The 16,664-nt window shown below is 62.3% G+C and carries 17 protein-coding genes; 9 read left to right on the top strand and 8 right to left on the bottom strand.

What is annotated here, in order from left to right; all coding sequences use genetic code 11:
- Nucleotides 1-90 precede the first annotated feature (90 nt).
- Nucleotides 91-810: a protocatechuate 3,4-dioxygenase subunit beta gene (gene pcaH / locus AAZU54_RS14525; RefSeq protein ID WP_186554268.1), complete on the top strand. Its 720-nt coding sequence runs from the start codon at nt 91-93 to the stop codon at nt 808-810.
- 11 nt (nt 811-821) lie between these two features.
- On the top strand, nt 822-1,427 hold the full coding sequence (gene pcaG / locus AAZU54_RS14520) for a protocatechuate 3,4-dioxygenase subunit alpha (protein WP_186554267.1): 606 nt from the start codon (nt 822-824) through the stop codon (nt 1,425-1,427).
- 77 nt (nt 1,428-1,504) lie between these two features.
- Here pcaG and AAZU54_RS14515 read toward each other — a convergent pair whose 3' ends face one another.
- The 5 genes from AAZU54_RS14515 to AAZU54_RS14495 all read right to left on the bottom strand — a co-directional run bounded on the left by AAZU54_RS14515 (nt 1,505) and on the right by AAZU54_RS14495 (nt 6,885).
- Nucleotides 1,505-1,942 carry a cupin domain-containing protein gene (locus AAZU54_RS14515; protein ID WP_186554266.1) on the bottom strand — a complete coding sequence of 146 codons (438 nt, stop codon included), beginning with the start codon at nt 1,940-1,942 and terminating at the stop codon, nt 1,505-1,507.
- Between the two features lie 103 nt (nt 1,943-2,045).
- Complete coding sequence (locus AAZU54_RS14510; protein WP_186554265.1) at nt 2,046-2,951, bottom strand: LysR family transcriptional regulator; 906 nt, start codon at nt 2,949-2,951, stop codon at nt 2,046-2,048.
- A 59-nt stretch (nt 2,952-3,010) separates the two neighbouring features.
- Nucleotides 3,011-4,096, bottom strand: coding sequence for a tRNA (uridine(54)-C5)-methyltransferase TrmA (gene trmA / locus AAZU54_RS14505; RefSeq protein WP_186554264.1), 1,086 nt, complete (start codon nt 4,094-4,096; stop codon nt 3,011-3,013).
- A complete protein-coding gene (locus AAZU54_RS14500) occupies nt 4,093-5,388 on the bottom strand; it encodes an NCS2 family permease (protein WP_312152573.1) in 1,296 nt (431 codons plus the stop codon). The genes trmA and AAZU54_RS14500 overlap by 4 nt, the downstream gene beginning before the upstream one ends.
- Before the next feature lie 276 nt (nt 5,389-5,664).
- On the bottom strand, nt 5,665-6,885 hold the full coding sequence (locus tag AAZU54_RS14495) for an MFS transporter (RefSeq protein ID WP_368972150.1): 1,221 nt from the start codon (nt 6,883-6,885) through the stop codon (nt 5,665-5,667).
- A gap of 417 nt (nt 6,886-7,302) precedes the next feature.
- On the opposite strand from AAZU54_RS14495, the gene AAZU54_RS14490 reads away from it, so the two are divergent.
- Genes AAZU54_RS14490 through AAZU54_RS14480 form a run of 3 tightly spaced genes read left to right on the top strand, consistent with a single transcriptional unit; the run spans nt 7,303 to nt 9,925 of the window.
- Nucleotides 7,303-8,745: a cytochrome ubiquinol oxidase subunit I gene (locus AAZU54_RS14490; RefSeq protein ID WP_392465240.1), complete on the top strand. Its 1,443-nt coding sequence runs from the start codon at nt 7,303-7,305 to the stop codon at nt 8,743-8,745.
- Between the two features lie 3 nt (nt 8,746-8,748).
- A complete protein-coding gene (gene cydB, locus AAZU54_RS14485; protein WP_186554260.1) occupies nt 8,749-9,756 on the top strand; it encodes a cytochrome d ubiquinol oxidase subunit II in 1,008 nt (335 codons plus the stop codon).
- Nucleotides 9,757-9,769: 13 nt separating this feature from the next.
- Complete coding sequence (locus AAZU54_RS14480; RefSeq protein WP_264234681.1) at nt 9,770-9,925, top strand: DUF2474 domain-containing protein; 156 nt, start codon at nt 9,770-9,772, stop codon at nt 9,923-9,925.
- Between the two features lie 45 nt (nt 9,926-9,970).
- Here AAZU54_RS14480 and AAZU54_RS14475 read toward each other — a convergent pair whose 3' ends face one another.
- Complete coding sequence (locus AAZU54_RS14475; protein WP_434727298.1) at nt 9,971-11,095, bottom strand: methyltransferase; 1,125 nt, start codon at nt 11,093-11,095, stop codon at nt 9,971-9,973.
- Between the two features lie 98 nt (nt 11,096-11,193).
- The gene (locus tag AAZU54_RS14470) at nt 11,194-11,898 is read right to left on the bottom strand and encodes an autoinducer binding domain-containing protein (RefSeq protein ID WP_405130022.1); all 705 of its coding nucleotides are present in this window, start codon (nt 11,896-11,898) and stop codon (nt 11,194-11,196) included.
- A gap of 205 nt (nt 11,899-12,103) precedes the next feature.
- On the opposite strand from AAZU54_RS14470, the gene AAZU54_RS14465 reads away from it, so the two are divergent.
- A complete protein-coding gene (locus AAZU54_RS14465) occupies nt 12,104-12,880 on the top strand; it encodes a ferredoxin--NADP reductase (protein WP_186554256.1) in 777 nt (258 codons plus the stop codon).
- A gap of 88 nt (nt 12,881-12,968) precedes the next feature.
- On the opposite strand, the gene mscL is transcribed toward AAZU54_RS14465, so the two are convergent.
- A complete protein-coding gene (gene mscL / locus AAZU54_RS14460) occupies nt 12,969-13,388 on the bottom strand; it encodes a large-conductance mechanosensitive channel protein MscL (protein ID WP_186554255.1) in 420 nt (139 codons plus the stop codon).
- Nucleotides 13,389-13,566: 178 nt separating this feature from the next.
- Here mscL and radA point away from each other — a divergent pair, with 178 nt between their 5' ends.
- The 3 genes from radA to AAZU54_RS14445 all read left to right on the top strand — a co-directional run bounded on the left by radA (nt 13,567) and on the right by AAZU54_RS14445 (nt 16,580).
- Nucleotides 13,567-14,934, top strand: coding sequence for a DNA repair protein RadA (gene radA, locus AAZU54_RS14455; protein WP_186554254.1), 1,368 nt, complete (start codon nt 13,567-13,569; stop codon nt 14,932-14,934).
- A 72-nt stretch (nt 14,935-15,006) separates the two neighbouring features.
- On the top strand, nt 15,007-15,510 hold the full coding sequence (locus AAZU54_RS14450; protein WP_186554253.1) for an RNA polymerase sigma factor: 504 nt from the start codon (nt 15,007-15,009) through the stop codon (nt 15,508-15,510).
- 68 nt (nt 15,511-15,578) lie between these two features.
- Nucleotides 15,579-16,580 (top strand): FecR family protein, encoded by a 1,002-nt coding sequence (locus AAZU54_RS14445; RefSeq protein WP_434727297.1) that lies wholly within the window; start codon nt 15,579-15,581, stop codon nt 16,578-16,580.
- Nucleotides 16,581-16,664: the final 84 nt, after the last annotated feature.

Raw genomic sequence — 16,664 nt, 5'->3', positions numbered from 1 at the left:
TTCAATATTCATCCCCCGCGACCTGCCGGAAACTGCAAGTCCGCCTGCCACGCACAGGCGCTCGCACAAGTCCAATAAGAGGAAAACGGCATGCCCGCCCAGGACACCAGCCGCTTCGTGATCCGTGATCGCAACTGGCACCCAAAAGCCTTTACGCCTGACTACAAGACCTCGATTGCCCGTTCCCCGCGCCAGGCGCTGGTGAGCATCCCGCAGTCGATCAGCGAGACCACCGGTCCCGACTTCTCTCATCTGCGCTTTGGTCAACACGACAACGACCTGCTGCTGAACTTCGACAACGGTGGCCTGCCAATCGGCGAGCGCATCATCGTGGCCGGCCGGGTCATCGACCAGTATGGCAAGCCCGTGCCCAACACCTTGGTGGAAATGTGGCAGGCCAACGCTGGCGGTCGCTATCGACACAAGAACGATCGCTACCTGGCCCCGCTGGACCCCAACTTCGGTGGCGTCGGCCGCGCCCTGACCGACAGCGACGGCTACTACAGCTTCCGTACCATCAAGCCCGGCCCGTACCCATGGCGCAACGGCCCGAATGACTGGCGCCCGGCGCACATTCACTTTTCGGTCAGTGGCCCGTCGATTTCGACCAAGTTGATCACCCAGCTGTATTTCGAAGGTGATCCGCTGATCCCGATGTGCCCGATCGTCAAATCCATCGCCAACCCGGCAGCGGTGCAGCAGTTGATCGCCAAGCTCGACATGAGCAACGCCAACCCGATGGATTGCCTGGCCTACCGCTTTGACATCGTCCTGCGCGGTCAGCGCCAGACCCACTTCGAAAACCGCTGAGGAGCGCCGACATGCCAATCGAACTGCTGCCGGAAACGCCCTCGCAGACTGCCGGCCCCTACGTACACATCGGCCTGGCCCTGGAAGCGGCCGGTAACCCGACCCGCCCAGAGGAAATCTGGAACCGCCTGGCCCGCCCTGAAGCGCCGGGCGAGCACATCCTGTTGATCGGCCAAGTGTATGACGGCAACGGCCATCTGGTGCGTGATTCGTTCCTGGAGATCTGGCAGGCCGATGCCGAGGGTCATTACCAGGACGAATACAACCTGGAGAACCCCTTCAACAGCTTTGGTCGAACCGCCACCACCTTCGACTCGGGTGACTGGACCTTGCACACGGTCAAGCCGGGCGTGGTCAACAACGCTGCAGGTGTGCCGATGGCGCCGCACATCAACATCAGCCTGTTTGCCCGGGGGATCAACATCCAGTTGCATACGCGGCTGTATTTCGATGACGAAGGCGAGGCTAACGCCAAGTGCCCGGTGCTGAATTTGATCGAACAGCCACAGCGACGTGAGACGTTGATTGCCAAGCGCTGTGAGGTTGATGGCAAGACGGCGTATCGCTTCGATATCCGTATTCAGGGGGAAGGGGAGACGGTGTTCTTCGATTTCTGATCCGCATTGGATCAGAGGGGGCCGCTGCGCTGTCCATCACAGCGCTTCGGCGCCCCGCCGCGTCAGAATCTGATGGTTCAACCCTTGACCGGATTGAGATCGAACGCATCCGCTTGGTACTGGAACAGCAGGCAATCGGCTGCGGCAGTACAACCACTCTCATGCACCAGATTGGCCGGCAGCTTGTAATACGAGCCAGCCGGATACTCGGTGCGCTTGCCATCGATCACCGCATAGAACGTCCCCTTCAGGACCACGGTCGGCAGCGTCTGACTGTGGGTGTGCAGACCGTTATCCACGCCTTTGTTGAATTTCACGAACGCAGAGTATGGGCCTTTGCCGAACAGATCGCCTTCGACGTTGGCGTAGCTGACTGCCCCTTTAGTGCCGTCGACGTCTTTCCAAGTCAACGCAGCGCTGTTTGGTACCGAGATAAGTTTTTCCTCGGCTGCGTGAGCGGTGGTGACGAAGGTGGCAAGGGTCAGGCCAGCGAGAATGGCATGCAGTGCTTTCATGGTGGAGCTCCTACGCACATTGAATGAGAGGCGCAGGTTAATTGATCAGTAGTCGCACAAATACGGCGCCAAGCAGCCAGGATTTGTGCATTTATTGCACTGATTAATCAGCCCAACGTGCATGCGCGTAGTAGGCCTGCACGTAATCGAGAAATGCCCGAACCTTAGGCGCCAGGTAGCGGCTCTGCGGATACACCGCATACAGCGTGCGCGCCGGCAGTTGCCAGCCGTCCAGTACTGGCACCAGGCGACCGTCGCGCAGGGCATCGTGGACGATGAAGCGGTCGAAGCTGGCGATCCCCAGCCCACCAATTGCCGCCGCGCGCAGCGCCATGGGGGAGTTGGCGCTCAGCCGCCTGGGCATCAGCACTTCGCGTTGCTCGCCTTGTGGGTCACTTAGTTGCAGGCGCTGTGGGTGTGTCAGCCGGCTATAGCCCAGCAGTGGATGGTTGGCCAACTGCTCAGGTGAGGTCGGGCGGCCATGGCGCTCAAGGTAGCTTGGCGCTGCTACCAGTAGCACTTCACTCGCGGCCAGGCGTCGCGCCACCAGGCTTGAATCTGGCAGGTGATCGGTCACGCGCAGGCAGACATCGATCTCCTCTTCCAGAAGGTCGACGAAGCGGTCGGTGCAGTTGAGTTCGATCTGCAGGCGCTCATGGCGCTCGACGAAGTCGGGCAGCCAACGGCCCAGCTCCAGTTCACCAAAGGCCGTTGCAACGCTTAGGCGCAAGGTGCCGCTAGGTTGCTGCTGGTGCTCGGACAGCTCGAGGGTCATCGCCTGCATTTGTTCGAGGATCTGCACGCAGTGGCGATAGAACAGCGCCCCTGCTTCGGTCATCTGCAAGCGCCGGGTGGTGCGGTTGAGCAGTTGCGTGCCGAGTTGGCGCTCAAGGTTTTTCACCTGGCGCGACAGCACGGTATGGGACACCCCGGCCTGAACGGCGGCGGCACTGAAACTGCCGAGATCGACCACCCGGCGAAAGGTCTGCATGGCGCTTAGTTGATCCATCGGCACAGCACTCCTTGCAGCGTTCGCGGCGAGGCCATTGCGGCCTCGCCGGTTGCGGGTCAGCGCCGAACCAGCAACACCCCGCTTTCCATATGATGGGTATAGGGGAACTGGTCGAACAGCGCACAGCGTTCGATACGGTGGGTATCGTGCAGCTGGGCGATGTTCTGCGCCAGGGTTTGCGGGTTGCAAGAGATGTACAGGATGCGCTCGAAGCGACGGGTCAGCTCGCAGGTGTCCGGGTCCATGCCGGCGCGTGGCGGGTCGACGAACACCGTGCCGAAGTCGTAGCTTTTCAGCTCGATGCCTTCCAGGCGGCGGAACGGGCGGACCTCGTTCAGCGCCTGAGTCAGCTCTTCAGCCGACAAGCGCACCAGGCGCACGTTGTCCACGCCGTTCTCGTCAAGGTTATGCAGTGCGGCGTTGACCGAGGTCTTGCTGATCTCGGTGGCCAGCACCTTACGTGCGCGGGTGGCCAGGGGCAGGGTGAAGTTGCCATTGCCACAGTACAGCTCGAGCAGATCGTCGTCGCGCTCGCCCATGGCGTCGAAGGCCCAGTTGAGCATCTTCTGGTTCACTGCGCCGTTAGGCTGGGTGAACGCGCCTTCGGGTTGGCGGTAGCTGAAGGTGCGGCCAGCGACTTGCAATTGCTCGACCGCGTAGTCGCGGCCAATCACCAGGCGCTTGCCCTTGGAGCGGCCGATCAGGCTGACGCCGAGTTGTTCGGCAAGCACGCGGGCAGCGGTTTCCCAGGCCTCGTCGAGTGGACGGTGGTAGCACAGGGTGACCATCGCATCGCCTGCCAGGGTGGTCAGAAACTCCACCTGGAACAGCCGATTGCTCAGCGCCTCGCTGGCCTGCCAGGCCGCTTTCAGGCGCGGCATCAGCGCGTTGATGCGCTCACTGGCAATCGGGAAGTCGTCGATCAGGATCGCCTTGTGCTTCTCGCCTGGGGCGAACATCGCGTAGTGGCGCTGGCCTTCCTCACGCCACAGGCGGAACTCGGCACGCAGGCGATAGTGCTCGCGCGGCGAATCGAACACCGCAGGCTCTGGCGCATCGAACGGCGCCAGCAACTCTCGCAGGCGCTCGACCTTGGGCGTCAGCAGGCTTTCATAGGACGACGGATCGAAGACAGCACTCATGCGTTTAACCAGCCAAGCTTGATGACGAACAGGATGGAGAGGATCACCAATGCCGGGTTGAGCTCGTGGCGGCGGCCCGAGAGCAGTTTGATGGCGGTCCAGGTAATGAAGCCGAAGGCGATGCCGTTGGCGATCGAGTAGGTCAGCGGCATGGCCAGGGCAGTGACCATCACTGGCGCGGCTTCGGTGACGTCATCCCAGTTTATTTCCGCCAGCCCCGAGGCCATCAGCACGGCGACGAACAGCAGCGCCGGCGCAGTGGCGAAGGCCGGAACGCTGCCAGCCAGGGGCGCGAAGAACAGCGCCAGGAGGAACAGGATCGCGACCACGATGGCGGTCAGGCCAGTACGGCCACCGGCGCTCACGCCCGCAGCCGACTCGATGTAGCTGGTGGTGGTCGAGGTGCCTAGCAGCGAGCCGGCCATGGCCGCGGTGCTGTCGGCGATCAGGGCACGGCCCATCTTCGGCATGTGGCCGTCCTTACCCATCAGGCCGGCGCGCTTGGCGACGGCGATCAGGGTGCCGGAGTTATCGAACAGGTCGACGAACAGGAAGGCGAAGATCACGCTGATCAGGCCCACATCGAGGGCACCGGCGATGTCCAGTTGCAGGAAGGTCGGGGCCAGCGAAGGCGGCATCGACACCACGCCGGCAAAGGGCGTCACGCCCATCAGGATCGAGGCCAGGGTGACCGCGAGAATGCCGATCAGCACCGCGCCGCGCACTTTCATTGCTTCCAGGGCGACGATCAGGAAGAAGCCCAGCGTAGCCAGCACGGGGGCCGGATTCTTCAGGTCGCCCAGACCCACCAAGGTGGCCTGGTTATCGACGACGATGCCTGCGTTATGCAGGGCGATCAGTGCCAGGAACAGGCCGATGCCGGCGGCGATCGCCGAGCGCAGCGGCAGCGGAATGCTGTTCACGATCCACTCACGGATGCGGAAGATCGACAGCAGGAAGAACAGCACCGCCGAGAGGAATACCGCACCCAGCGCCACTTGCCAGGTATGGCCCATGTGCAGCACGACGGTGTAGGTGAAGAAGGCGTTCAGGCCCATCCCCGGCGCCAGGGCGATCGGGTAGTTGGCGATCAGGCCCATGGTTGCCGAGCCGATCGCTGCGGCCAGGCAGGTGGCGACGAAGATCGCACCCTTGTCCATGCCGGTCTCGCCGAGGATGCTCGGGTTGACGAACAGAATGTAGGCCATGGCCAGGAAGGTAGTGACGCCCGCAAGAATCTCGGTGCGCACATTGGTGTTGTGTGCTTTTAGTTGAAACAGCCTTTCCAGCATGCCCGCTCCCCAAGGCGCCCCCAGGCGCCGTGAATATATCGACCCCATCAGCAAAGCACAGACCGTACCGGATGCCGTGGTTTATGTGGGGCGGAAAAAAGCCGCGCATCATACCAGCATGGGTGGCGGGGGCCTATGGCCGTTGGCAGGTCACCTGGCGGACCGACCGAGCAGGTAGCGTGGGAGCGGGCTCGCCCCGCGATGGTGCTGCTGGGTCTTTGGCTATCGCGGGGCAAGCCCGCTCCCACGCTTTCACGGGTTGCTTGCGCGAGCTGATCAGGAACTGTGCAACCGATCCCGATTGGCCAGGGTCGGGAACAGTTTTATCCACACCCCGGTCACCAGCAATGTGCCCACCCCGCCAAGCACCACCGCCGGCACTGTGCCAAACCAGTGCGCAGTCACCCCAGATTCGAACTCGCCGAGCTGATTCGAGGCACCGATGAACAACCCGTTCACCGCGCTCACCCGCCCGCGCATCTCATCGGGCGTCTCCAACTGCACGAACGAACTGCGGATGACCATGCTGATCATGTCCGCCGCGCCCAGCACCACCAGCACCGCCAGCGAGAACCAGAACGAGGTCGACAAGCCAAAGGCAATGGTCGCCACGCCAAACACCCCGACCGCGGTGAACATGGTCCGGCCGACCTTGCGCTCGAACGGGAAGCGCGCCAGCCAGATCGACATCAGCAGCGCCCCCACCGCAGGTGCCGAGCGCAGCAGGCCCAGGCCCCATGGGCCGGTGAGCAGGATGTCCTTGGCGAACACTGGGAGCAGGGCGGTGGCGCCGCCGAGCAGTACCGCGAACAGGTCCAGGGAGATAGCGCCGAGGATGTCCGGGCGACTGCGAATGAAACGGATCCCGGCCAGCAGCGACTCCAGGCTGGCGCGGCCACGCTGAGGCAGCTGTTGGCGGGCGTCGAGGCTCAGGGTGAGCAGGCAGGCAATCGCATACAGCGCCACGGTCGGGCCGTATACCCAGATGCTGCCAAAGGCGTACAGCAAGCCGCCAACTGCCGGGGCGACGATGGTCGCTGCCTGTGTCGCCGAGGCCGACGCGGCCACCGCCCGTGGAAACAGCCCCGGCGGCACGACATTGGGCAGCAGTGCCTGGGTCGCTGGCATTTCGAACGAGCGGGTCGCACCGAGCAGGAAGGCCAGGATGAAGATCATCTCGCGGCTGACGTTGTCAGTCGCGCTGCCCACCACCAGGGCCAGGGCGATCAGTGCTTGCAGGCTTTGGCACAGGGCGGCGACCCGGCGCCGATCGAAGCGGTCTGCCACATGCCCGGTGTGGAGCATGAACAGCACCCGTGGGGCGAACTCGACCAGGCCGACCAGACCCAGATCGAGCACGTTGCCGGTCAGTTGGTAGAGGTGCCAGCCGATGGCCACGGTGAGCATCTGAAAGCCGCTGGCGGTGAATACGCGGGCTAGCCAGAAGGCGAGGAAGGGGCGGTGTTGCCGGAGCAACAGCGGGGCGGAATCAGACATCGGGAAACCTGTGGCCTCGGCGATAGGGGAGGGCCAGAGCGTATCATCTGTTTGTAACAAATAGTTGCCGGAGCTGGATTAGAGGCGAGCTGAGTTTGCACATCTCATTGCGTCACGGCTTCAGCGTGCAGAAATGATCAGCCCAGCTCCCAACAGCTGCCTTGCCTATTCAACTAAAGGCGGGTGAGACAACGGGTCACGCGGCATTCAACCACACGGCTAGGGCGGCCATTCGGGGCTATGCTCACTGGCAACCGTTGACCTGGATCAATCGTTCCAGAAGCAACGATTTGGCCATCAGGCCTCAATCCCTGCGATCGAACAGAACAATTCCAACGCGCCGCACTCGATAACCGTGGGGGCAGTGGGCGACAGGGCCATGAGCCCGGACGCCGGATTATCTGAAGAGGAAGCACCATGTTCGGATTAGAAGCCCTAGAGCTCGCCCGAATCCAGTTTGCCTTTACCGTGTCCTTTCACATCTTGTTCCCAGCCATCACCATTGGCCTGGCGAGCTACCTGGCGGTTCTCGAAGGCCTTTGGCTGAGAACCCACGAGCAGGTCTACCGCGACCTCTATCACTTCTGGTCGAAGATCTTCGCCGTCAACTTCGGCATGGGGGTGGTCTCCGGTTTGGTCATGGCCTATCAGTTCGGCACCAACTGGAGCCGCTTCTCTGACTTCGCCGGGGCTGTTACCGGACCGTTGCTGACCTATGAAGTACTCACCGCGTTCTTCCTCGAGGCCGGTTTCCTCGGGGTCATGCTGTTCGGCTGGAACCGCGTCGGCCGGGGGCTGCACTTTTTCTCGACAGTGATGGTGGCCCTGGGCACCTTGGTTTCGACCTTTTGGATCCTGGCCTCGAACAGCTGGATGCAGACCCCGCAAGGCCACGAAATCATCGACGGTCGCGTGGTGCCGGTGGACTGGCTGGCAGTGATCTTCAACCCCTCGTTCCCCTATCGACTGATGCACATGGCCACCGCGGCCTTTGTCGCCACAGCGTTCTTCGTCGGCGCCTCGGCGGCCTGGCACTTGCTGCGCGGGCGTGACAACCCGGCGGTGCGCAAGATGCTCTCGATGGCCATGTGGATGGCGCTGATCGTCGCGCCGATCCAGGCGGTGATTGGCGACTTCCATGGTTTGAACACCTTGAAGCACCAGCCGGTGAAGATCGCCGCGATCGAAGGACACTGGGAGAACGTCCCCGGTGAGCCTACGCCGCTGATCCTGTTCGGTATCCCCGACATGCAGGCTGAAACGACCCGCTACAAGATCGAAATTCCGGCCCTGGGCAGCCTGATCCTGACCCACAGCCTGGATAAGCAAGTGCCGGCGATGAAAGAGTTCCCAGCCGAGGATCGACCCAATTCGACCATCGTGTTCTGGTCGTTCCGGGTCATGGTGGGCTTGGGCTTGCTGATGATCTTCGTGGGCCTGTGGAGCTTGTGGCTGCGTAAACGCGGCACCTTGTACAGCAGCAAACCCTTCCTCTACCTCACCCTCTGGATGGGGCCGTCCGGTCTGATTGCCATCCTGGCCGGTTGGTTCACCACCGAGATCGGCCGTCAGCCGTGGGTGGTCTACGGACTGATGCGCACCTCCGAAGGGGTGTCCAACCATAGCTACACCCAGCTCGGCGTGACCCTGGTGATCTTCGTGGTGGTCTACTTCGCCCTGTTCGGTACCGGCCTTGGCTACATGATGCGCCTGGTGCGCAAAGGCCCGCACACCGGCGAAGGCGATGCGCAGCCACCGGGCGGTCCTGGCCAGCAGCGCACACCCGCACGGCCATTGTCTGCCGCCGACGATAGCGCCGACGCCAACACCGACGCCGTCAGCCTGAACAAGGAGAGCTGAGTCATGGGTATCGATCTTCCGCTGATCTGGGCTGTGATCATCATCTTCGGCGTCATGATGTACGTGGTGATGGACGGCTTCGACCTGGGCATCGGCATGCTCTTCCCGTTCGTCAAGGCCGAGCGTGACCGCGATGTGATGATGAACACCGTCGCCCCGGTATGGGACGGCAACGAAACCTGGCTGGTGCTGGGGGGCGCGGGCTTGTTCGGCGCCTTCCCGATGGCTTATGCGGTAGTGCTGGAAGCGTTGTACCTGCCGCTGATCCTGATGCTGGTGGGCTTGATCTTCCGTGGAGTGGCCTTCGAGTTTCGTTTCAAGGCCAAGGATGACAAGCGGCACCTGTGGGACAAGGCGTTCATTGGCGGCTCATTGGTGGCCACCTTCTTCCAGGGCGTCGCGCTAGGCGCGTTCATCGAAGGCTTCAAGGTGGTCGACCGCCATTACGCCGGCGGCTCGCTGGATTGGCTGACGCCATTCAGCCTGTATTCCGGGCTGGGTTTGATCGTCGCCTACACCTTGCTTGGCTGCACCTGGCTGATCATGAAAACCGAAGGCCCGCTGCAAAAGCAGATGCATGACCTGGCGCGCCCGCTGGCGCTGGTGCTGCTGGTGGTGATCGGTATTGTCAGCCTGTGGACGCCGCTGGCTTATCCACAGATCGCCGAGCGTTGGTTCAGCATGCCTAACTTGATCTGGTTCATGCCGGTGCCGATCCTGGTCCTGGTGACCTTCTACGGGCTGCTCAAGGCAGTGGCGCGCAATGCCAACTACACGCCATTCCTGTTGACCCTGGTGTTGATCTTCCTCGGTTACAGCGGGCTGGGCATCAGCTTGTGGCCGAACATCATCCCGCCCTCGATCTCGATCTGGGAGGCCGCCGCGCCGCCGCAGAGCCAGGGCTTCATGTTGGTGGGGACGCTGTTCATCCTGCCGTTCATCCTGGGTTACACCTTCTGGAGCTACTACGTGTTCCGCGGCAAGGTGACCCACGAAGATGGCTACCACTAGGGAGGGCTGCACGATGACGGGTAAACATGGCATCGAGGAGCAGAAGAAGCCGCTGTGGCAACGGCTGGGTTGGCTGGTGCTGATCTGGGCGGGCAGTGTGGCCGCGCTTGGGGTGGTGGCCTGGTTGATGCGGATGTTCATGGCCGCGGCAGGCTTGAGTACCCACTGAATGCAGGTTTTTGGGACCGCAACGCGGTCCCAAGGGCCTTTGGGTTTACTTGCGGGCCTTGAGGATGACGAACTTGGGTGTAGCCGCTACCTGCTCAACCCCACGGAACAGCCGCGCCAGCTTACTGTGATACCCCAGGTGCCGGTTACCCACGATGTACAGCGCGCCGCCCACCACCAAGGCATCGCGCGCCTGCTGGAACATCCGCCAGGCTAGGAAGTCGCCCACGACCTGCTGCTGATGGAACGGCGGGTTGCACAGCACCACATCCAGCGACTGCTTCTCCTGCCCAGCCAGACCATCGGCTGCGCGCACCTCCACCGGCCGATCGGCCAACGCCGCCTGCCAGTTATCCAACGCTGATTGCACTGCCATGTACGACTCGTCGACTAGTGTGTACTGCGCCTCAGGATTAACCAGGGCACTGGCGATCGCCAGCACGCCATTGCCACAGCCAAGGTCGGCAACCCGAGCCTGGCCCAGATCACGCGGCAGGTGCGGGAGAAATGCGCGGGTGCCGATATCCAAGCCTTCGCGGCAAAACACATTGGCATGGTTGACCAGCTCCAGGGCTGGCGCATCCAGGCGGTAGCGCGTGGGATAAGGCGAGTTAGCCCGTGGTCGTTCGGCCACGGTGGCGGTCAGCAGGCGGGCTTTTTTCTGCGCAAGCGACGCCTGCACCGGGCCGATGTACTTTTCCATCAGGTCGCCCGCTGCTCGCGGCAGGTGCTTGATCATGGCGGTGGCGATCACTTGCGCACCCGGGGCCAGATGGCCTTGCAGGCGAATCAGCTGCTCCTCGAGCAGCGCCAGGGTCTTCGGCACCCGCACCAGCACTCGGTCAAACGGCCCTTGCCAGGGCGCGTTGGCGGGCACGAAAGGCACGGCGTCGAAGGGCTTGGCGTTACGCGCCAGGTTCTTTTCCAAGGCCACCCGCGCCAGGTGCGAATCACCGCTGCTGAGCACCTGCATATCAGCGCACAGGCTGGCCGCCAGGGCGCCGAAGCTGTCGTTTAGCACCAGCACCCGGCAATCCGTCGGCAGCGCCTGGCTGGCCAGGTGCTCGAGCAGATACTCATCGGCAGCGTCGAACGCTTGCAGGGGGTCGTTGGCCTGTTCCGGTTGGCGGATCAGGTCGAGTTCGGCAAAGGGGCTGGTCAACAAGGGCATGGCATGGGGCTCAGGTGCGAATCTGCCCGGCGCAGACCACGACGAGCTTGAAGCGCGCAATTCTACAGGGCTTTGCCCAAACGGTGGGATGTCTGGCGTCAGAACAGCCCGCGGCTGGCGGCGATGGCAATGGCACCGGCCTTGTTGGAGGCGTTGGTCTTGGTGATCACGCTGCGGATGTGGAAGTTCACTGTGCTGGTCGACAGCGACAGGATCCGGGCAATCACTGCCGCAGTCTTGCCGTCGGCCGACCACTTGAGCACTTCCAACTCGCGTTCGCTTAGTTTGGGGATCGGTGCCAGGGCTGCCAGGTGGTGTTCACTGAGCCGCTCGTGCAGGGTGTGGCACAGCCAGACGATACGCGCGCTCTTGTCATAGAACTCAGCGGTGTCGATCTTGCCCTGCGGCCTGGCTACGCTCAACTGCGTTTCGTTATGCCGCTGGTCGTGCACCGATTGGCTCCAACCATGGCGCAAACCATAGGAGCACGCCGTACTACGCAGTGTTGGCACTTCGCGAAACAGCTCGTCATCCCATAGCACCGGCAGGGTGGATTCATGACAGCGCTTGACGATGGGGTCCTGTTTGATCAACTCAGCTTGCGTATAGAATGCGTTCCATTGCGCTGGGAAATTGTTGTACAGGAAGATTTGCGGTCGGTTAGCGGCCAGATGGATGTGCAATGCCAAACCCATGTAGGGCATGCCCATATCCTGTACCAACGCCAACGCACGCTTGAACAACTGCTGCGGGTCGCGCTCGTCTAGCAGCTGTTGCAGCTGCTCCGGGTTCCATTGCGACATTGAAACGCTCCCTGATAGCTCCTTGGATCCAACTCCACTACCACCCGGCTCATTGTAGGAAAAGACCCAGCGTTGCGTTGGGATTTTTTCGCTATAGCCATGCAAGCCTTGTATGACGCTCAGTTTGGCTTGCCCCTGCAAACCGTCGGTGTTCATCGCCGCCGCTTTGGGCGAAACTGTGCACACTTGATTTATGGAGCCCGTCATGACCGCCAGCGCCGACAAATTCACTCGCCAGACCTTGCTCGACGTGCAACCGCTGACGCCCAGCTTGTTCTCCTTGCGAGTCACCCGCGACGCAGGCTTTCGCTTTCGCTCCGGCCAGTTCGCCCGCCTGGGTGTGACCAAGGCCGATGGCAGCGTGGTTTGGCGGGCCTATTCGATGGTCAGCGCGCCACATGATGAGCACTTGGATTTTTTCTCGATTGTAGTCCCAGGGGGCGAATTCACCAGCGAGCTGAGCCGTCTGGGCGAAGGCGATACGCTGTTGATCGACCGTCAGGCGTTTGGTTTTCTGACCCTCGATCGCTTCATTGGCGGTCGCGATCTATGGCTGCTGGCGACCGGTACCGGCATTGCACCGTTCATGTCGATCCTGCAGGACTTCGAGGCCTGGGAGCGTTTCGACAACATCAAGCTGGTGTATTCGGTACGCGAAGCCAATGAGCTGGCTTATCTAGAGGAGATCGCTGGCCTGGAACAGCGTGACTACCTGGCTGAGTTCGCTGGCAAGTTGCAGTTCATTCCGGTGGTAACCCGCGAGAAGCACCCTGGCGCATTGGATGCACGCATTACCACACTGATCGAAAATGGCGAATTGGAGCGGGCGGCAGGGCTTGAGTTTTCCCCTGAACATTCCCGCATCATGCTCTGCGGTAACCCGCAAATGATCGATGACACGCGCAAGGTGCTCAAGGCACGCGATCTGCAACTGAGCTTGAGCAAGCGGCCGGGGCAGGTGGCGGTAGAAAACTACTGGTGAGAATCAGCTACAAGCGACAAGCCTCAAGCTGTTAGAAAAGCCAGGGCCGAGCTCGGCCCTGGTGTTTCGTTTCGGCTCGTAGCTGCGTTCAGGGCAGACGATTCTGATTCTGCGTCTTGAGCAGGTCGCGAATCTCAGTCAGCAGGGTTTCCTGCGGGGTAGGCGCTGGCGGTACGCTCGGCGCCACGGCCTCTTCGCGCTTGAGGCGGTTGATCACCTTGACCCCCATGAAGATGGCGAAGGCGACGATGAGGAAGTCGATTACGGTCTGGATGAACTTGCCGTAGGCCAGCATCACTGCCGGAACATCGCCTTCGGCCGCCTTGAGGGTGATTGCCAGGTCACTGAAGTCCACGCCGCCGATCAGCAGGCCCAGCGGTGGCATCACCACGTCACCGACGAACGACGAAACGATCTTGCCGAACGCTGCGCCGATGATGATACCGACGGCCATGTCGACGACATTGCCCTTGACCGCAAACGCCTTGAATTCACTGATCATGCCCATGGTTGTGTTCCTTGTAACAAATGGATAAGTAAACGCAGTGTAAGCCACTTAAACGCTTCATGCGTGATGCTTGCAGCTAGAGACTGCGGTTAGATCGAATAGTTTTGTCGCACCCCGCGGCGTTCGAGACACGTCCAGCTCGGCTATCATGGCGGTTTTTTCCCAGGAGACTGCCCCCATGGCCAAAGCCAAGCGCTTGTATGGCTGCACCGAGTGCGGCGCGACCTTTCCCAAATGGGCCGGCCAGTGCGGTGAGTGCGGCGCCTGGAACACCCTGACCGAAACCATGATCGAGAGCGGCGGCGCGGCAGCGCCAAGCGGGCGCGCCGGCTGGACTGGGCAGCAGGCGCAGATCAAGACCCTGGCCGAGGTCAGCGTTGAAGAAATCCCGCGCTTCACCACCAGCAGCACCGAGCTCGACCGAGTGCTCGGTGGTGGCCTGGTCGACGGCTCGGTGGTGTTGATTGGGGGTGACCCGGGTATCGGCAAGTCGACCATCCTGTTGCAGACCCTGTGCAACATCGCCACCGGCATGCCGGCGCTATACGTGACGGGCGAGGAATCCCAGCAGCAGGTGGCGATGCGCTCACGGCGCCTGGGGTTGCCGCAGGATCAGCTCAAGGTCATGACCGAAACCTGCATCGAAACCATCATCGCCACGGCGCGCGTGGAAAAACCGCGGGTGATGGTCATCGACTCGATCCAGACCATCTTCACCGAGCAGCTGCAATCGGCGCCTGGCGGGGTGGCGCAAGTGCGCGAGAGCACGGCGCTGTTGGTGCGCTATGCCAAGCAGAGCGGCACGGCGATTTTCCTGGTCGGCCACGTCACCAAGGAAGGCTCGCTAGCCGGCCCGCGGGTGCTGGAGCACATGGTCGATACCGTTCTGTATTTCGAGGGCGAGTCGGACGGCCGCCTGCGTCTGCTGCGCGCGGTGAAGAACCGCTTTGGCGCGGTCAATGAACTGGGCGTGTTCGGCATGACCGATCGTGGCCTGAAGGAGGTTTCCAACCCTTCGGCGATCTTCCTCAACCGTACCCAGGAAGAGGTGCCAGGCAGCGTGGTGATGGCCACCTGGGAAGGCACCCGGCCGATGTTGGTCGAGGTGCAGGCGCTGGTCGACGACAGCCACCTGGCCAACCCACGACGAGTCACCTTGGGCCTGGACCAGAACCGCCTGGCCATGTTGCTGGCGGTTCTGCATCGCCATGGCGGCATTCCTACCCATGACCAGGACGTGTTCCTCAACGTGGTCGGTGGGGTGAAGGTATTGGAAACCGCTTCGGACCTGGCGCTGCTGGCGGCCGTCATGTCCAGCCTGCGCAACCGGCCGTTGGCCCACGGTCTGCTGGTGTTCGGCGAGATTGGCCTATCGGGTGAGGTGCGCCCCGTGCCCAGTGGCCAGGAACGCCTCAAAGAGGCCGCCAAGCACGGCTTCAAACGCGCCATCGTGCCCAAGGGCAATGCGCCCAAGGAGTCGCCGGCGGGCTTGCAGGTGATTGCCGTGACGCGTCTGGAACAGGCTTTGGACGCCCTGTTCGAGTAATCGGTCTTCTTGCAACTGATTCTCAATTGCCAGTAGCATACCGCCACCTTGCGACCAGCCTCTGGAGTATGTGTGGCGCAGTCCGATTTAAAACGCCTGTTCCTCAAGCATGCGAAAACCCTGCAGGGTCTGCTCTCGCGCAAGGTGCGCGATCCGCAGTTGGCCGCTGACCTGGTCCAGGAGAGCTTCCTGCGCTTGGCCGAGCAGCAACGCCTCGAGCAGATCGACAACGCTTCGGCCTACCTGTACCGGACTGCGCATAACCTGATGGTCGACCATGTGCGTCAGCAGCAACGGCGCAAGACTGATCTGGTCCCGCATGAGGCACTCGAAGGCATCGTCGAGGAACGCCCCGGCCTCGACGAACAGGCCGAGCGTGCGCAGCATCTGCAGCGTTTGCAGGCGATCCTGGCTGAGCTGCCCGAACGCACTCAGCAGGTGTTTCGCTTGAACCGCCTGGAAGGCATGACGCACGCCGAGGTCGCACGGCACCTGGAAATTTCCGATAGCTCCGTGCAGAAGCATCTGGCCAAGGCCCTGGCCTATGTGATGCAGTGCTTGCAGGAAGCGGAATGACCAACGGTTTACTGACAAACGCCCCCTCAGACGTCAGCCAAGACATAACCAGATCGCGAGAGAACCGTGTGAGCAGCCAGAACTTGCCAGAGCAAGCCATCCGCGAGCAGGCCGCCGAGTGGGTGGTGCTGCAAAGTGCCGGGCCGTTGACCACGGACCAGCAACAGGCACTTGAGCAGTGGTGCGCCAGCGATGCGCGGCATGCCCAGGCCTATGCGTTTGCCCAGGCGACCTGGGCTGATCTTGGCCAGTTGACGAGCGTGGCGGCGCCTGCTGCGGCGCGACGTGCGTCGACGCCTGCAGCGCGCGCCCGGCCTGCGCGCGCCAGGCGCCCGCGTTTGCGCGCGGCAGTCGCCAGTGCGGCGGTGCTGTTTCTAGCGGTGTTCACGGTCAATCAGGGGCCTGACTGGCTGCTCGATTGGCGCGCTGACTATGCCACTGCCACAGGTGAAGTGCGGCGCGTCACGCTGGCAGATGGCAGCCTGATCGAGCTGGACAGCCGCAGCGCCGTGCAGATCGCATTCAACGATCAAGAGCGGCGCATTCGGCTGTTGGCCGGTGAGGCGGTTTTTACCGCGGCGCCTGTCAGCGCAACCGAGCCGCGGCCATTTGTCGTCGAATACGCCGGCGCCACGACGCGCGCCCTGGGCACCCGCTTCGTGATCGGTGAGGCGGGCGCCGGGGGCTGGGTTGGCATGCTCGAGCACAGCGTGGCGGTTGACCTGCAAACGCAGCCCGCCCATGGCCAGGCCAGCCAGCGGCTGGAGGAGGGCGCGAGCCTGCGTTACGACCAGGCCCAGGGCGTTCGGCCTTGGCCGCAGCGCGATCTGCATCGGGCGACCGACTGGCAGCGTGGCGTGCTGGTGTTCGAGCGTCAGCCGTTGAGCGAAGTGGTCGAGCGGCTCAACCACTATCGCAGTGGCCGCTTGGTCGTCACCGATGCCGAGTTGGCCCGGCGTGAGGTGAGCGGGGTGTTCCGCCTGGACAACCTCGACGCTGCGGCGAGCGTGCTCAGCGATGAGCTCAAGGCCAAGCGTTTGGAGGTGGCGGGGCTGACGCTGATCTACTGAAATTGCGCCTGACAGAAATTATTTTGATTTTCCGTTACTGAGTTTTCCTACGCCGCACGTCTGATTGTTGAGATTGATTTTCAT

The organism is Pseudomonas sp. Je.1.5.c, from assembly GCF_051129895.1.
GTDB classification, from domain to species: domain Bacteria; phylum Pseudomonadota; class Gammaproteobacteria; order Pseudomonadales; family Pseudomonadaceae; genus Aquipseudomonas; species Aquipseudomonas urmiensis.
This window is presented reverse-complemented; position numbering and strand designations above follow the sequence as displayed.

Excerpts from the sequence above, each read along its gene's own strand:
- AAZU54_RS14475 (WP_434727298.1), bottom strand. The coding sequence starts at position 11,095 with ATGCCCTTGTTGACCAGCCCCTTTGCCGAACTCGACCTGATCCGCCAA.
- AAZU54_RS14515 (WP_186554266.1), bottom strand. The coding sequence starts at position 1,942 with ATGAAAGCACTGCATGCCATTCTCGCTGGCCTGACCCTTGCCACCTTC.
- pcaH (WP_186554268.1), top strand. The coding sequence starts at position 91 with ATGCCCGCCCAGGACACCAGCCGCTTCGTGATCCGTGATCGCAACTGG.
- AAZU54_RS14510 (WP_186554265.1), bottom strand. The coding sequence starts at position 2,951 with ATGGATCAACTAAGCGCCATGCAGACCTTTCGCCGGGTGGTCGATCTC.
- cydB (WP_186554260.1), top strand. The coding sequence starts at position 8,749 with ATGGGTATCGATCTTCCGCTGATCTGGGCTGTGATCATCATCTTCGGC.
- AAZU54_RS14490 (WP_392465240.1), top strand. The coding sequence starts at position 7,303 with ATGTTCGGATTAGAAGCCCTAGAGCTCGCCCGAATCCAGTTTGCCTTT.
- AAZU54_RS14465 (WP_186554256.1), top strand. The coding sequence starts at position 12,104 with ATGACCGCCAGCGCCGACAAATTCACTCGCCAGACCTTGCTCGACGTG.
- radA (WP_186554254.1), top strand. The coding sequence starts at position 13,567 with ATGGCCAAAGCCAAGCGCTTGTATGGCTGCACCGAGTGCGGCGCGACC.
- mscL (WP_186554255.1), bottom strand. The coding sequence starts at position 13,388 with ATGGGCATGATCAGTGAATTCAAGGCGTTTGCGGTCAAGGGCAATGTC.
- AAZU54_RS14500 (WP_312152573.1), bottom strand. The coding sequence starts at position 5,388 with ATGCTGGAAAGGCTGTTTCAACTAAAAGCACACAACACCAATGTGCGC.
- AAZU54_RS14480 (WP_264234681.1), top strand. The coding sequence starts at position 9,770 with ATGACGGGTAAACATGGCATCGAGGAGCAGAAGAAGCCGCTGTGGCAA.
- AAZU54_RS14470 (WP_405130022.1), bottom strand. The coding sequence starts at position 11,898 with ATGTCGCAATGGAACCCGGAGCAGCTGCAACAGCTGCTAGACGAGCGC.
- pcaG (WP_186554267.1), top strand. The coding sequence starts at position 822 with ATGCCAATCGAACTGCTGCCGGAAACGCCCTCGCAGACTGCCGGCCCC.
- trmA (WP_186554264.1), bottom strand. The coding sequence starts at position 4,096 with ATGAGTGCTGTCTTCGATCCGTCGTCCTATGAAAGCCTGCTGACGCCC.
- AAZU54_RS14495 (WP_368972150.1), bottom strand. The coding sequence starts at position 6,885 with ATGTCTGATTCCGCCCCGCTGTTGCTCCGGCAACACCGCCCCTTCCTC.